This window comes from Streptomyces sp. NPDC002640, from assembly GCF_053592575.1.
The window spans coordinates 1-12,579 of the sequence record NZ_JBSFVZ010000047.1 but is presented as its reverse complement, the minus strand read 5'-3'; the positions used below and the strand labels follow the sequence as shown (position 1 = coordinate 12,579).

General features: G+C 74.9%; 11 protein-coding genes and 1 rRNA gene. 2 read left to right on the top strand and 10 right to left on the bottom strand.

Going from position 1 to position 12,579, the window contains the following annotated elements:
- Nucleotides 1-186: 186 nt before the first annotated feature.
- The 4 genes from recN to ACWD3O_RS33815 all read right to left on the bottom strand — a co-directional run bounded on the left by recN (nucleotide 187) and on the right by ACWD3O_RS33815 (nucleotide 3,993).
- A complete protein-coding gene (gene recN / locus ACWD3O_RS33830; protein ID WP_451418538.1) occupies nucleotides 187-1,914 on the bottom strand; it encodes a DNA repair protein RecN in 1,728 nt (575 codons plus the stop codon).
- Between the two features lie 90 nt (nucleotides 1,915-2,004).
- Nucleotides 2,005-2,922, bottom strand: a complete 918-nt coding sequence (locus tag ACWD3O_RS33825) for an NAD kinase (RefSeq protein WP_451418537.1) — start codon at nucleotides 2,920-2,922, stop codon at nucleotides 2,005-2,007.
- Nucleotides 2,919-3,734: a TlyA family RNA methyltransferase gene (locus tag ACWD3O_RS33820; RefSeq protein ID WP_451418536.1), complete on the bottom strand. Its 816-nt coding sequence runs from the start codon at nucleotides 3,732-3,734 to the stop codon at nucleotides 2,919-2,921. The genes ACWD3O_RS33825 and ACWD3O_RS33820 overlap by 4 nt, the downstream gene beginning before the upstream one ends.
- Nucleotides 3,735-3,741: 7 nt before the next feature.
- Entirely contained in the window at nucleotides 3,742-3,993 is a 252-nt protein-coding gene (locus ACWD3O_RS33815; RefSeq protein WP_451413252.1) for a hypothetical protein, read from the bottom strand.
- A 42-nt stretch (nucleotides 3,994-4,035) separates the two neighbouring features.
- On the opposite strand from ACWD3O_RS33815, the gene ACWD3O_RS33810 reads away from it, so the two are divergent.
- The gene (locus ACWD3O_RS33810; RefSeq protein ID WP_451418535.1) at nucleotides 4,036-4,383 is read left to right on the top strand and encodes a sterol-binding protein; all 348 of its coding nucleotides are present in this window, start codon (nucleotides 4,036-4,038) and stop codon (nucleotides 4,381-4,383) included.
- 229 nt (nucleotides 4,384-4,612) lie between these two features.
- On the opposite strand, the gene ACWD3O_RS33805 is transcribed toward ACWD3O_RS33810, so the two are convergent.
- The 4 genes from ACWD3O_RS33805 to ACWD3O_RS33790 all read right to left on the bottom strand — a co-directional run bounded on the left by ACWD3O_RS33805 (nucleotide 4,613) and on the right by ACWD3O_RS33790 (nucleotide 8,675).
- The gene (locus ACWD3O_RS33805) at nucleotides 4,613-5,473 is read right to left on the bottom strand and encodes an ABC transporter ATP-binding protein (RefSeq protein ID WP_451418534.1); all 861 of its coding nucleotides are present in this window, start codon (nucleotides 5,471-5,473) and stop codon (nucleotides 4,613-4,615) included.
- Entirely contained in the window at nucleotides 5,470-6,522 is a 1,053-nt protein-coding gene (locus tag ACWD3O_RS33800) for a FecCD family ABC transporter permease (RefSeq protein WP_451418533.1), read from the bottom strand. Before ACWD3O_RS33800 ends, ACWD3O_RS33805 begins: the two co-directional genes overlap by 4 nt.
- The gene (locus ACWD3O_RS33795; RefSeq protein ID WP_451418532.1) at nucleotides 6,519-7,574 is read right to left on the bottom strand and encodes a FecCD family ABC transporter permease; all 1,056 of its coding nucleotides are present in this window, start codon (nucleotides 7,572-7,574) and stop codon (nucleotides 6,519-6,521) included. Before ACWD3O_RS33795 ends, ACWD3O_RS33800 begins: the two co-directional genes overlap by 4 nt.
- A 69-nt stretch (nucleotides 7,575-7,643) precedes the next feature.
- Entirely contained in the window at nucleotides 7,644-8,675 is a 1,032-nt protein-coding gene (locus ACWD3O_RS33790) for an HAD hydrolase-like protein (RefSeq protein WP_451418531.1), read from the bottom strand.
- 81 nt (nucleotides 8,676-8,756) lie between these two features.
- On the opposite strand from ACWD3O_RS33790, the gene ACWD3O_RS33785 reads away from it, so the two are divergent.
- Nucleotides 8,757-10,058 carry a DUF1015 family protein gene (locus ACWD3O_RS33785; protein ID WP_451418530.1) on the top strand — a complete coding sequence of 434 codons (1,302 nt, stop codon included), beginning with the start codon at nucleotides 8,757-8,759 and terminating at the stop codon, nucleotides 10,056-10,058.
- Nucleotides 10,059-10,151: 93 nt separating this feature from the next.
- Here the strand turns inward: ACWD3O_RS33785 and ACWD3O_RS33780 are convergent, their stop codons facing one another.
- Complete coding sequence (locus ACWD3O_RS33780; RefSeq protein WP_451413264.1) at nucleotides 10,152-11,015, bottom strand: tetratricopeptide repeat protein; 864 nt, start codon at nucleotides 11,013-11,015, stop codon at nucleotides 10,152-10,154.
- Nucleotides 11,016-12,486: 1,471 nt separating this feature from the next.
- A 5S ribosomal RNA gene (rrf, locus tag ACWD3O_RS33775) occupies nucleotides 12,487-12,579 on the bottom strand; the annotation flags it as partial.

Genomic DNA, 12,579 nt, shown 5'->3' with positions numbered 1-12,579 from the left:
GGGGGGGGGGGGGGGGGGGGGGGGGGGGGGGGGGGGGGGGGGGGGGGGGGGGGGGGGGGGGGGGGGGGGGGGGGGGGGGGGCCCCCCCCCCCCCCGCCCCGCCGTCGGCGCTCGTTCGTCCGCCGCCCAGGATGCCAGAGCGCGGGCGGTCCGCAGACCCGCTCCCGCCCTCCCGGGCCCTTCGGCCTAGAGCTCGGCGCGCGCGGCGGCCGCCGTCCCGAGGAGTTCCTCCGCGTGCGCCCGGGCGGTCTCGGAGTCCTCCTGACCGGCCATCATCCGCGACAGCTCACGGATCCGGTCCTCCCCCTCGAGCACCTTGACGCCCGAACGGGTGACCGATCCGTCGTTGGTCTTCTCGACCAGGAGCTGCCGGTCGGCGAAGGCCGCGACCTGCGGCAGATGGGTGACGACCACGACCTGCGCGGTCCGCGCGAGCCGGGCCAGCCGCCGCCCGATCTCGACCGCGGCCTTGCCGCCGACACCGGCGTCGACCTCGTCGAACAGGTAGGTGGGGACGGGGTCCGTGCCCGCGAAGACCACCTCGACGGCGAGCATCACCCGGGACAGCTCACCGCCGGACGCGCCCTTGGCGATCGGCCGCGCCGGCGCCCCGGGGTGCGGGGCGAGCAGCAGTTCGACCTCGTCCACGCCGGTCGCCCCGTAGGCCACCGTGCGGCCGCCGGCCTCGATGCCGTCAGGGTCCTCGGTCTGCCGGACGGAGAACGACACCCGGGCGTGCGGCATGGCCAGGGAGGCCAGTTCCTCGGTGACCGCGGCGGCGAACCGCTCGGCCGCCTCCGTCCGCGCCTCGGTCAGCCGCTCGGCGAGGGAGCCCAGTTCGGCACGGAGCCCGTCGCGTTCGGCGGTGAGCTCACCGACCCGGTCGTCGTCGCCCTCGAGCTCGGTGAGCCGGGCGGCGGCCTGCTCGGCCCAGGCCAGCACGGCGTCGATGTCCTCGCCGTACTTCCGGGTGAGCTGGGTCAGCGCGGCCCGGCGCTCCTCCACGGCCGCGAGCCGGAGCGGGTCGGCGTCCAGGTCGCCGGCGTACCCGGCGAGTTCGCCGGAGACGTCGGCGAGCAGGATCCCGATCTCCCCGACCCGGTCGGCGAGCGCGGCCAGCGCCGGGTCGTGCGAGCGGACCGCCTCCAGGGCGCGCTGGGCGCCCGAGACGAGGGATCCGGCGTCGACGCCCTCGGGGTCCTCCGGGTCGCCGGCCAGGGCGCCGTGCGCGGCGGTGGCGGCCTGCGCCAGCGCCTCGGCGTGCCCGAGCCGCTGCGCCTCGGCGGCCAGCTCGGTGTCCTCGCCCTGCCGGGGCTCGACGGCGTTGACCTCCTCCAGGCCGTACCGGAGCAGGTCCGCCTCCTGGGCCCGCTCACGGGCCCGGGTGGTGATCTCCTCCAGCTCGGCGGAGACCGCCCGTAGCCGCCGGTAGGTGTCCGTGTACTTCTCCAGCGGCCCGGAGACGGCCGCGCCGGCGTACCGGTCGAGCGCCTGCCGCTGGCGGTTCTGCTTCAGCAGGCCCTGCTGGTTGGTCTGCCCGTGCACCGCGACCAGTTCGTCGGCGAGCTCGGCGAGGAGCCCGACGGGCACCCCCCGGCCGCCGAGGTGGGCCCGGGAGCGGCCCTCGGCGGAGACCGTGCGGCTGATCAGCAGGGCGCCGTCGTCGAGCTCGGCGCCGGCCTCCTCGGCACGGGTGACGGCGGGCGCGTCGGCGGGCAGGGCGATCCGGCCCTCGACCACCGCGTTCTTCGCACCGATCCGCACCAGCGCGGGATCGGCGCGACCGCCGAGCAGCAGACCGAGGCTGGTGACCACCATCGTCTTGCCCGCGCCGGTCTCACCCGTGACCGCGGTGAAACCGGGGGACAGCTCGACGACCGCGTCGTCGATGACTCCGAGCGACCGTATCCGCATCTCCTCCAACACGTCCCCGACCTTACGAGGTCGAGGGCCATGATCGCGACGCGCCCCCGCCCGGGCGTGCCGCCCGGAGGCCGCCGCGGCTCAGTGCGGGGCGCCCCGCCAGCCGGCGACGGGAAGGGCGAACTTCGCCACCAGCCGGTCGGTGAACGACGCGTGGTGCAGCCGCGCCAGCCGCACCGGCACCGCGCCCCGCCGGACCTCCACCCGTGCCCCGGGCGGCAGTTCGACCGTGCGCCGGCCGTCGCACCACAGCACCCCCGGCGGGATGTGCGGCAGCACCTCCACCACCAGCACCGAGTCCGGAGAGGTCACCAGCGGCTTGGCGAACAGGGCGTGCGCGCTGATCGGCACCATCAGCAGCGCCTCGACCTCGGGCCACACCACGGGCCCGCCGGCCGAGAACGCGTACGCCGTCGACCCGGTGGGCGTGGCGCAGATGATGCCGTCGCAGCCGAACCCGGTCACCGGCCGCCCGTCGATCTCCAGCACGACCTCCAGGAGCTTCTCCGCGGAGACCTTCTGCACGGCGGCCTCGTTGAGCGCCCAGTCGGTGTGGACGACGCTGCCGTTGCGGTGCACCTCCACGTCGACCGTCATCCGCTCCTCGACCTCGTAGTCGCGGGCGACCACCCGCTCCACCACCTGGTCGAGCGCGTCGCGCTCCGCCTCGGCGAGGAACCCGACCCGGCCCAGGTTGACGCCGAGCATCGGCACCCCGGAGGCGCGGGCGAACTCGGCGCCGCGCAGCAGGGTGCCGTCGCCGCCGAGGACGACCAGCAGCTCGCACCCGTCCAGGCACTCGGGCGTGGCCTCGGCGACCAGCTGGACGCTGTCCGGCAGCGGCAGGTCGTGCGCCTCGGACTCCAGCACCCGCACGCCGAGCCCGGCGGCCAGCAGCCCCGCCACCACCAGCTCGGCGCTGCGGACGGCCGCCGGACGCCCGGTGTGGGCCAGCAGGAAGACCGTGCGGTCCTGCCCGTCAGTTCTGCATGCGCTCAACGCGGCCCCTCCGCCACTGCCCGTTCGACGTCGGCCGGGTCCAGGGCGGGCGCCCCGGCACGCAGCCACAGGAAGTATTCGACGTTCCCCGACGGTCCGGGCAGCGGGCTCGCGGTGACGCCGAGGACCCCGAGTCCCAGCTCGCCCGCCCGCCGCGCGACCTCCCGCACCGCCTCCGCGCGCAGCTCCGGGCTGCGCACCACACCACCGCTGCCGAGCCGCTCCTTGCCCACCTCGAACTGCGGCTTCACCATCAGCACCAGGTCCGCGTCCGGCGCCGAGCACCGCGCCAGCGCGGGCAGCACCAGACCCAGCGGGATGAACGACAGGTCGCCGACGACCAGGTCGACCGGCACCCCGTCGATCTGCTCCAGGGTCAGCTCCCGCACGTTGGTGCGGTCCTTCACCGTCACCCGCCCGTCGCTCTGCAGCGACCAGGCGAGCTGCCCGTAGCCGACGTCCACGGCGACCACGTGCGCGGTGCCGGCGCGCAGCAGCACGTCGGTGAACCCGCCGGTGGAGGCGCCCGCGTCCAGCGCCCGCCGCCCCTCGACCTCCAGCCCCCGCGGCACGAACGCCGCCAGGGCGCCGGCCAGCTTGTGGCCGCCGCGCGAGACGTACTCGGGGTCGCTGTCGTCCTGCGCCACCACGATCGCGGCCGCGGTCTCCACCTGGGTGGCGGGCTTGGTCGCCACCGCCTTGCCGACGGTGACCCGGCCGGCGGCGATCAGCTGGCTCGCGTGCTCCCGCGAGCGGGCCAGCTTCCGGCGCACCAGTTCGGCGTCGAGACGGCGGCGTGCCACTCCTGCCACGTTCGGTTCAGCTCCTGTTGTCGTGCGGCATTGACGCGATGGGGTTGTCCAGCGCGGTGAGCGCCTCGCGCAGCGCCCCGTGTACATCCTCGTACACCTCGAGGTGACCGTCCGCGGCGAGGTGGTCGGCGTCGGCGAGCCGCTCCAGCGCGGCGTCGACGCGGGCGTCGCCGGTGGGGGTGCGGGGGACCCCGAGCGGGGCCGGGGCGGCCGGGTCCTCGTCCTCGTCCCGCGGCGGTTCGGGTGGTGTCTCGCTCATGGCACGACGCTACCTCGTGCCACGGGGGTACCGTCTGTCGCGATGGCCACGATCGAGGAGTGCCGTGCGGCACTGGAGGAGCTGGCGGGGCGTCTCGCGTCCGCGCCGGGCAGGGTGCGGGAGGCGGCGGCCGTGGAGCGGACCCTGAGCTGCCACGTCACCGACCTGGACGTCACGTTCACCGGGCGGCTCACCGGGGGGCGGCTGGTGCTCGACGACACGGTCCGGGGCGTGCCGTCCGAGCCGGCCCGGATCCGTCTCTCCGCGACCGGCGACGACCTCCTCGCGCTCGTCTCCGGCGCGCTCCCCTTCCCCCACGCCTGGGCCACCGGCCGCCTCACCCTCCAGGCCCCCCTCCGCGACCTCCTCCACCTCCGCACCCTCCTCTGAACCCCAACCCCGCCGCCCTCGGTCCGTTTCGCCGCGAGGGCGTCGAACCGCGGCTACGGCACCTCATCCTCCTGCGGGCGGCTGGGCCGCCCAGCGGCACGGTTGCCCGCAGGCTGAAGGGGAGCAGTCACCGCACAGGCGCAGCGGCGCGACCGCCCGCTGGAGGGCGGGACCGGTGCACCGCGTGGGCCGGCGGTGAGATGGTCCCCCACGCGGCGGACCCCGGAAGCTAAGGCGTGGTGGCGCGGGCCTGGCGGGCCGCCGGGACGACCAGGGGCGTACCCGTCTCCGGGTCGGCGATCACCTGGCACCGGATCCCGAACACCCGTTCCACCAGCTCCGCGGTGACGACCTCCCCCGGCGCCCCCTCCGCGACGACCTCCCCGCCCCGCAGCGCGATCAGGTGCGTGGCGTACCGCGCCGCGTGGTTGAGGTCGTGCAGCACCGCGACCAGCGTCCGTCCGTGCTCCTCGTGCAGCTCCGCGCACAGGTCGAGCACGTCGAGCTGGTGCTGGATGTCCAGGTAGGTGGTCGGTTCGTCGAGCAGGAGCAGCGGCGTCTCCTGCGCGAGGGCCATCGCGATCCACACCCGCTGCCGCTGCCCCCCGGACAGCTCGTCCACGTACCGCTCGGCCAGCTCGGCCACCCCGGTGCGTTCCATGGACTCCTGGACGACCCGCTCGTCCTGAGGCGACCACTGCCGCAGCAGCCCCTGATGCGGGTACCGCCCGCGGGCGACCAGGTCGGCCACCGTGATGCCGTCGGGGGCGACCGAGGACTGCGGCAGCAGTCCCAGCGTGCGCGCCACCTTCTTCGCGGGCAGCGACTGGATGACCTCCCCGTCCAGCAGCACCCGGCCCTCGCTGGGCCGCAGCATCCGCGACAGCGCCCGCAGCAGCGTCGACTTGCCGCAGGCGTTCGGGCCGACGATCACGGTGAACGAGTTGTCGGGTATCTCCACCGACAGCTCGCGCGCGATGACGCGCTGCTCGTAGGCGAGGGTGACGTTCTGGGCCGACAGTCGGTTCACGGGCGCCGGTACTCCTCTTCGACTCTTCGACTCTGCGACGGTGTGTGTCCCGGCGCTCATATCCGTCCGGCCTTCCGCTCGGTGACCAGCAGCCACAGCAGGTAGACGCCGCCCAGCGCGCCGGTGACCACACCGACGGGCAACTGGTCGGACCCGAAGGCCCGCTGCGACAGCAGGTCGGCGACGATCAGCAGGGCGGCGCCCATGACCATGGACGGCACCAGGTTCGGCCCCGGCGACCGGGTCAGCCGCCGGGCCAGCTGCGGCGCGGTGAGCGCCACGAAGGCCACCGGCCCCGCCGCCGCCGTGGCCGCCGACGTCAGCAGCACCGCGCAGCCCAGCAGCACCAGCCGGAGCCGCTCGACGCGCACACCCAGCGCGTAGGAGGCGTCGTCGCCCATCTCGGTCATCCTGAGGCCCCGCTCGTTGGCCAGCACCAGCGGGACCAGCACCACGCACAGCGCCAGCAGCGGCCACACCTGCGTCCAGTCCCGGCCGTTGAGCGACCCGGTCATCCAGACCACGGCCCGGGCGGCGTCGACCATGTCGGCCTTGGTGATCAGGTAGCTGTTGACCGCGGTCATCACCGCGCTGACGCCGATACCGACCAGGACCAGCCGGTAGCCGTGCACGCCGCGCTTCCAGGCGAGCAGGTAGATCGCCGCGCCGGTGACCAGGCCGCCCACCAGCGCGCCGGTCGTGACGGCGGTGGCGCTGCCGGAGCACAGCACGATCATGGTGAGCGCGCCGGCCGTCGCGCCCTGGCCGAGGCCGAGGATGTCGGGGCTGCCGAGCGGGTTGCGGGAGATCGCCTGGAACAGCGCGCCGCCCAGCCCGAGCGCGGCGCCGACCAGCAGCCCCACCAGGACCCGCGGCAGCCGCAGTTCCTGGACGATGAGCTCGTCGGCCGGGTGGCCGGAACCGAACAGCACGGACAGGACGTCGGCGAAGGACATCGGGAAGTCGCCGGTGCCGATCAGGACCACCGCGGAGGCGAGGGTGAGCAGCGCCAGCAGCAGCACCACGACCACGGCACGGACCCGTATCCGCAGCGAGACGCGCTCGCCGATCCGCAGCACGGGCCGCGGGGAGCTCTTGAGGGTTGTCACAGCTGCGCCGTCCTCCGCCGTCGGACCAGGAAGATGAAGAGCGGCCCGCCGATGACCGCGGTGACGATGCCGACCTGCAGTTCCGAGGGCCGCACCACGACCCGCCCGATCACGTCCGCGCCCAGCAGCAGCACCGGCGACAGCACGGTGGCGTACGGCAGGATCCAGCGCAGGTCCGGCCCGGTGAAGGACCGCACCACGTGCGGGACCATCAGGCCGACGAAGACGATGGGCCCGCACGCCGCGGTGGCCGCCCCGCACAGCAGGGTGGCCGCCAGCATGGACAGGGCCCGCGTCCGGTTGAGGTGGGCGCCGAGCGCCCGGGCGGTGTCGTCGCCCATCTCCATGGCGTTCAGCGGCCGCGCCAGCGCCAGCGCCAGCAGCGTGCCGACGGCGATGAACGGCAGCACCTGCCCGATGCTCTGCCAGGACGCGGCGCCCAGCGAGCCGACCGTCCAGAACCGCATCCGGCCGAGCGCCGCCTCGTCCAGGATCATCAGCGCCTGCAGGTAGCCCTGGAGCGCGGCGGCGATCGCCATGCCGGCCAGCGCCAGCCGCACGGGCGTCGCCCCGCGGCTGCCCCCGAGGAACCAGACCAGCGCGCCGACCACCATCGCGCCGGCGAAGGCGAACCAGACGTAGCCGGCGAGGGAGGTGACGCCGAAGAAGGTGATGGCGGTGACGACCGCGGCCGAGGCCCCGGCGTTGATGCCGAGCAGGCCCGGGTCGGCGAGCGGGTTGCGGGTCAGGGCCTGCAGCACCGCGCCGGCCAGACCGAGCGCCGCGCCGGCGAGCAGGCCCAGCACGGTCCGCGACAGCCGCTCACCCACGACGACGTCGCCGTAGGTGCCGGTGTCGGCGAACAGGCCGTGCCAGACCTGGTCCATGGACAGCTGCTTGGCGCCGACCGCGATGCTCGCCGCGGCCACGAGGACCAGCAGCGCGAGGGCGGCCACGAGGCCGACGGCCTTCATGGCCGAGCGTCGCCGCTGCCGCGCGGGCCCGGCGGGCGGCGCCGCGACGCGCTGCTGGGTGGGAGTGTCTGTGAACACCTGGTTAGGTTAACCTAACCAACCGTGGGGCTCGACGCCCCGTTCACCACCTGCCGCGCGACCGGCCGGTCACCTCCCCAGCCGGGCCAGCGCCTTCCCCGCGTCGAGCGAGCACTCGCCGTCCCCCGCCGCCGTCCAGGCCGCGGCGCAGAGCGCCCGCACGGCGTCCAGCGGCTCGCCGTCACCGCTCAGCGACAACTCCCGCCGCTCCCCGACGGCCCGCCAGCCGCCGCACCGGAATCCGTCCCCGTCCGCCGTCACCTCGGGCTGCGGCACGAGGAGTCCCCGCAGGTCGGCGTCGACGTAGGTGGGCCGGTGCTCGGGCGGCGCGGCCAGCAGCAGGGCGGCGTCGGTGACCCCGGTCAGCACCAGCAGCGAGTCCACCTCCCCGTTGTAGGCGCCCTCGATGTCCGTGTCGAGCCGGTCCCCGACGACCAGCGGCCGCCGCGCGCCGGTGCGCAGGACGGTCTCCCGGTGCATCGGCGGCAGCGGCTTGCCCGCCACCCGCGGTTCCGCCCCGGTGGCCATCCGCACCACCGCGACCGCCGCGCCGTTGCCCGGTGCGATGCCCCGCGCCGTCGGCACCGTCAGGTCCGTGTTGGAGGCGAACCAGGGCAGCCCGCGCGCGATGGCGTAGCAGGCCTCCGCGAACCGGCCCCAGGTGAGGTCGGGCCCGCCGTACCCCTGGACGACGGCGGCCGGGTCGTCGTCCGCCGACTCGACCGGCTCCAGCCCGCGCTCCCGCAGGGCGACCCGCAGCCCCTCGCCGCCGACGACCAGCACCCGCGCCCCGGGCGGCAGCGCCTCGGCCACCAGCCGGGACACCGCCTGCGCCGAGGTGATCACCTCACCGGCCTCCGTCGGTATGCCCAGCTCCGTCAGGTGCCCGGCCACCGTGTCGGGCGTGCGCAGCGCGTTGTTGGTGACGTACGCGAGCCGCATCCCGGCGTCCCTGGCCGCGGCCAGCGAGTCCACCGCGTGCACGATGGCCTCGCCGCCGGCGTACACCACGCCGTCCAGGTCCAGCAGGGCCGTGTCGTAGGCCTCGCGCAGCACCTGACCGCCGCTGCCCTCCGGCCGCGTCCTGACGGTCCGCGTCATGTTCCCGCTCCTTCCGCACCACTGGGGATCCGCTCTTCCCCCGATGATCCCTCACGTCAGGTGCGCACATACGATGCACCAATGAGCACAGCAGGTCACCACGGGGAGCAGGGACGGCACGGACTCGAACTCGGCCCGTTCCGCGGCCTGCGCTACGCCGCCGACCGGGTGCGCGACCTGGCCGCCGTCACCTCGCCGCCGTACGACGTGGTGGTCCGCCCCGACGGGCTGCACCACCTGGAGGCGCTGGACCCGCACAACATCGTCCGGCTGATCCTCCCGCAGGCCCTGGACCCGGCGGAGCGCAACGCCCGCGCGGCGGCGACCCTGCGCCGCTGGACGGACGACGGCGTCCTGACCGTGGAGGACCGGCCCGCCCTGTACGTCTACGAACAGCGGGGTGTCGACGGCCTGCTGCAGCGCGGCCTGATCGGAGCGCTCCGCCTGTCCGACCCGGAGGAGGGCGTGGTCCTCCCCCACGAGGACGTGATGCCGCACGTGGTCGCCGACCGCGCGGCCCTGATGCGGGCGACCTCCGCCAACCTCGAACCGCTCCTGCTCAGTTACCGCGGCGACGGGGACGGCGACGTCCGTGGAGCCGCGGCGGTCGTCGAGGCGGCGGCGGGCCGTGAACCGCTGCTGTCGACCGTCACCGAGGACGGCGTCGCCCATCGCCTCTGGGCGGTCACCGACCCCGCCGAGCAGGCCACGGCCCGGCGGGACCTGGGCCGCCGCACGGCCCTCATCGCCGACGGCCATCACCGCTGGGCCACCTACCTCCGGCTGCGGGACTCCCACCTCCCCTCCCCCGGCCCCTGGGACCACGGCCTGGTGCTGCTGGTCGACAGCACCCGCTATCCGCTGCGGGTCCGGGCCATCCACCGCCTCCTCCGCCGCCTTCCGGTGCCCGAGGCGCTGTCCGCCCTGAGTGGCCTCTTCCGGGTCCGTCGCCTCGACGCCGCCCTGCCCGAAGCGCTGGAGCAGCTGGCCGCGGCGGCCGGCGAGGGCAACGCCTTCCTCCTCGCCGGGGACGGCTCCTTCCACCTGGTGCACCGTCCCGACCCGGCCCTCCTCGCCCGGACCGTCCCGTCCGGCCCGCCCGAGGCCTGGCGATCGCTGGACGCCACCGTCCTGCACCGGACCCTGCTGGACGACGTCTGGCGCATCCCGGAGGACTCCCCTGACCAGATCACCTACATCCACGACGCCGCGGCCACCGTCCAGCAGGCCGAACGGGAGGGCGGCACGGCCGTCCTGCTGCACCCGGTACGCGAGGAGGTCGTGCGCGAACTGGCCGAGCAGGGCGTGAAGATGCCCCGCAAGTCCACCTCGTTCGGCCCGAAGCCCGCCTCCGGCCTGGTCCTGCGCCTGGTCGGGGAATGAGCGGACCCAGGACATGAGAAAGGGCGGGGCCACCGGCCCCGCCCTTTCCTTTCCTCACGTCCCTCACGCGCCGCTACGGCAAGCGGTCACCCGTCAGACCTCGTCGCCGTCCTTGACGGCCCCGTCGTCCTTCGACCCGCGCTCGTCCGGGCCCGCGAGCGGCTCGGCGCCGTCCTCGGCCGCCGTGTCCTCGACCTTGTCCTCCTCGGCCTCGGCGTCCTGGTCGGCCTCGGGGGCGGTCTCGATCACCGGCTCGCCCTCGTCGGCGGCGTCCTCGTCCAGCGCGTCGACGAAACCGCCCACGCCGTCGAGCTCCGCCAGGCGGTCCGCGGCGTCGGTGCTGCCGTCCCGGTCGGACTCGACCGCCTTGGCGAACCAGTCACGCGCCTCGGACTCGCGCCCGGCCTCGAGCAGCGCGTCCGCGTAGGCGTACCGCAGCCGCGCGGTCCAGGGGTGCACGGCGCTGGAGGCCAGCTCGGGGCTCTGCAGGGTCACGATCGCCGCGTCGAGCTGCCCCATGTCACGGCGGGCACCCGCCGCGACCAGGCGCATCTCCACCTGTCCGGCCTTGTCCAGCCGGTGCACCTCGGCGGCGCCGGCCATCTCCAGTGCCTTCTCGGGCCGGCCCAGACCACGCTCGCAGTCGGCCATCACGGGCCACAGGTCCACGGTGCCGGTCATCCGCCGGGCGGCGCGGAACTCGGCCAGCGCCTCCGAGTACTTCTGGTTGGCGTACGCGGCGAACCCGGCCGCCTCACGCACGGCCGCGACGCGGGAGGCGAGCCGCAGGGCCACCCGGGAGTAGCCGTAGGCGCCCTCGGGGTCCTCGTCGATCAGCCGGGCGACCATCACCAGGTTGCGGGCGACGTCCTCGGCGAGCGTCTTGGGCAGGCTCTGGAGCTCCTGCTTGACGTCCTTGTCCAGCTCGTCGCCGGTGACGTCCTCCGGGATCGGCAGCCGCTTGATGGGCTCACGGTCGCGCTCGCGCTGACGCTCCTCACGGTAGCGTCCACCGCTGTCGCCACCGCCGCGCCGGTCGTCCCGCCCGCGGTAACCCCCGCGGTCGTCGTCCCGGCGTCCACCCCGGAAGCCACCGCCACCGGGCCGCCCGCCACGATCGTCACGGCGCGGGCCACGGTCGTCACGCCGACCGAAGCCACCACGGTCCCCACCGCGATCGTCACGGCGGTCGTCACGGCGGTCATCGCGACGGAAGCCACCGCGGTCCCCGCCCCGGTCGTCGCGGCGGTCGAAGCCACCACGGTCGCCGCCGCGGTCGTCACGCCGGTCATCCCGACGGAAGCCACCACGGTCACCGCCGCGATCGTCACGGCGGAACCCGCCGCGCTCCTCGCGGTCGTCGCGACGCGGGCCGCGGTCGTCGCGGCGCTCGGAACCGCCCCGGAAGCCGCGGTCGTCCCGGCCACGGAAGCCCCCGCGCTCCGGACGCTCACCCCGGCTGTCGTCCCGGCGGAACCCGCCACGGTCGAACTCACGGCGCTCGCCGCCCCGGTCGTCACGGCGCGCGAAGCCACCGCGATCCCCGCCGCGATCGTCACGCCGGTCATCCCGACGGAAGCCACCACGGTCCCCACGGTCGCCACCGCGGTCATCACGACGGTCGTCGCGACGGAACCCACCGCGGTCACCGCCACGGTCGTCACGGCGGAACCCGCCGCGGTCGTCGGAACGGCGGTCGTCCCGACCCCCACGGAACCCGTCACGGTCGAACTCGCGGCGCTCGCCGCCCCGGTCATCGCGGCGGTCGAAGCCACCACGGTCGCCGCCGCGATCGTCACGCCGGTCATCCCGACGGAAGCCACCACGGTCCCCACGGTCGCCACCGCGGTCATCACGACGGTCGTCGCGACGGAACCCACCGCGGTCACCGCCACGGTCGTCACGCCGGTCGTCCCGGCGGAACGCCGGCCGGTCCCCGCCCTCACGGCGGAAGCCGCCTCGGTCCCCGCCACGGTCGTCGCGGCGGAAGCCACCACGGTCGTCGCGGCCACCGTCACGACGGAACCCACTGCGGTCGCCACCACGGTCGCCACCGCGGTCGTCGCGACGGTCGAAGCCGCCACGGTCACCCCGGTCGCCACGGTCGTCACGGCGGAAGCCGCCGCGGTCACCGCCACGGTCGTCACGCCGGCCGAAACCACCGCGGTCGCCGCCCTGGCGCGGGCCGCCACGGTCGTTGCTGCGGTAGCCGCCTCGGTCGCCGCGGTCACCACCGTCCCGGCGGCGTGGCTCGCGCTCCGGGCGCTCGTCGGGAGAGTTGGTGGACATCGGTGACTCCTAGTCTTCGGTACCGCTGATCATCGTCGCGCAGTCGGGTTCCCGCACTGCGGCAAAACAAAAAGGGGGAAAAACAAAAAAGGACCCTCAGCCCCAGCTGAACGCTGGGACCAAGGGTCCTCCAAAAATTGTTCGGCGGCGTCCTACTCTCCCACAGGGTCCCCCCTGCAGTACCATCGGCGCTGTAAGGCTTAGCTTCCGGGTTCGGAATGTAACCGGGCGT

Excerpts from the sequence above, each read along its gene's own strand:
- recN (WP_451418538.1), bottom strand. The coding sequence starts at position 1,914 with ATGCGGATACGGTCGCTCGGAGTCATCGACGACGCGGTCGTCGAGCTG.
- ACWD3O_RS33815 (WP_451413252.1), bottom strand. The coding sequence starts at position 3,993 with ATGAGCGAGACACCACCCGAACCGCCGCGGGACGAGGACGAGGACCCG.
- ACWD3O_RS33810 (WP_451418535.1), top strand. The coding sequence starts at position 4,036 with ATGGCCACGATCGAGGAGTGCCGTGCGGCACTGGAGGAGCTGGCGGGG.
- ACWD3O_RS33805 (WP_451418534.1), bottom strand. The coding sequence starts at position 5,473 with ATGAGCGCCGGGACACACACCGTCGCAGAGTCGAAGAGTCGAAGAGGA.
- ACWD3O_RS33790 (WP_451418531.1), bottom strand. The coding sequence starts at position 8,675 with ATGACGCGGACCGTCAGGACGCGGCCGGAGGGCAGCGGCGGTCAGGTG.
- ACWD3O_RS33785 (WP_451418530.1), top strand. The coding sequence starts at position 8,757 with ATGAGCACAGCAGGTCACCACGGGGAGCAGGGACGGCACGGACTCGAA.